The organism is Burkholderia sp. AU32262 (assembly GCF_020419985.1).
Classification (GTDB): Bacteria; Pseudomonadota; Gammaproteobacteria; order Burkholderiales; family Burkholderiaceae; genus Burkholderia; species Burkholderia semiarida.
This window is the reverse complement of the sequence record NZ_JAIZRS010000076.1, coordinates 1-1,060: the sequence shown is the minus strand read 5'-3', so window position 1 is coordinate 1,060 and position 1,060 is coordinate 1. Positions and strand designations below refer to the sequence as shown.

Genomic DNA, 1,060 nt, shown 5'->3' with positions numbered 1-1,060 from the left:
CGAACTCCGGGCCGTAGTACATGCAGAATGTCAGCCATCAGGGGTAACGGGCATCCTTTGGATTGCCCGTTCACCGCCCGCCGGAGGAAACCGAAATGGCCGACTTGCTGGAAGGTACGCTGCCCCTGAACCTGGTTGCAATCGACATCGCCCGTTATTCGAACGCTGTGTTGATCGAGTTGTCGGACGGGAAGCGTCAGCGCTTCCGGATGACCAACAGCGCTCCTGACTTCGACCGGCTGTTGAGTTACCTTCAAGCGCTACCCGGCAATTGCCGGGTAGCGCTTGAGCCGACCGGCGACTACCATCGCCCGCTGGCTCACCGCCTGCTCACAGCTGGGCACGAGGTGGTCAGCATCAATTCCGTGGCACAGGCGCGGTATCGCGAAGCGATGTTCAACTCTTGGGACAAGAACGATCCCAAGGACGCGCAGGTCATCCTGGAAATGCTCAGGCGTGGCACATATCAGCGCTACGTGGACCCGCAGATCGCCGGCCATCATGACCTGCAGGAACTTGCAAAGACCTACTACCAAGTTTCCCGCGCACGCACCAAGGTGCAGCACTCTCTGATCAACCACGGCCTGCCGCTGTACTTCCCGGAGATGCACCGCTACTGGTGCACCACCCGCAACGAATGGTTCGTGCGTTTTCTGCTCGAGTTTCCGACGCCGACGCATGTACGCGCCCTGGATCGCGAGAGCTTTGTGGCTGCTGCATGGGATCTGGTCGGCCGCAAGGTGAACAAACGCGCCAAACTCGAAGAGATATGGGAAACAGCTGCACACACCGCTGCCTTGCCTCACGCGCCGGATTGCCTGGCTGTCGAGACATTCCGTATTACCCTTCGCCGGTACCAGGAGCTCAACGTACTGCGAGCGGCAATCGAGGCGCGCGCCGAGGCGGAGCTTCACGACAATATCGACTTCGCCCATCTGAAGACGCTGCCTGGCATTGGCTCGGTGATCGCCATGACTATCCTCGCCGAGGCCGGCGACCTGCGCCGCTTCGGTCACCACCGTCAGTTCCTGAAGTACTGTGGATTCGACCTGGCGAAGAT

Annotated in this window: 1 protein-coding gene; it reads left to right on the top strand. The window is 60.3% G+C overall.

Translation table 11 applies throughout. The features are described from left to right. Positions 1-95 precede the first annotated feature (95 nt). Positions 96-1,060, top strand: a 965-nt coding sequence (locus tag LGN10_RS33370) for an IS110 family transposase (protein ID WP_226226291.1), incomplete at its 3' end; no start/stop codon positions are given.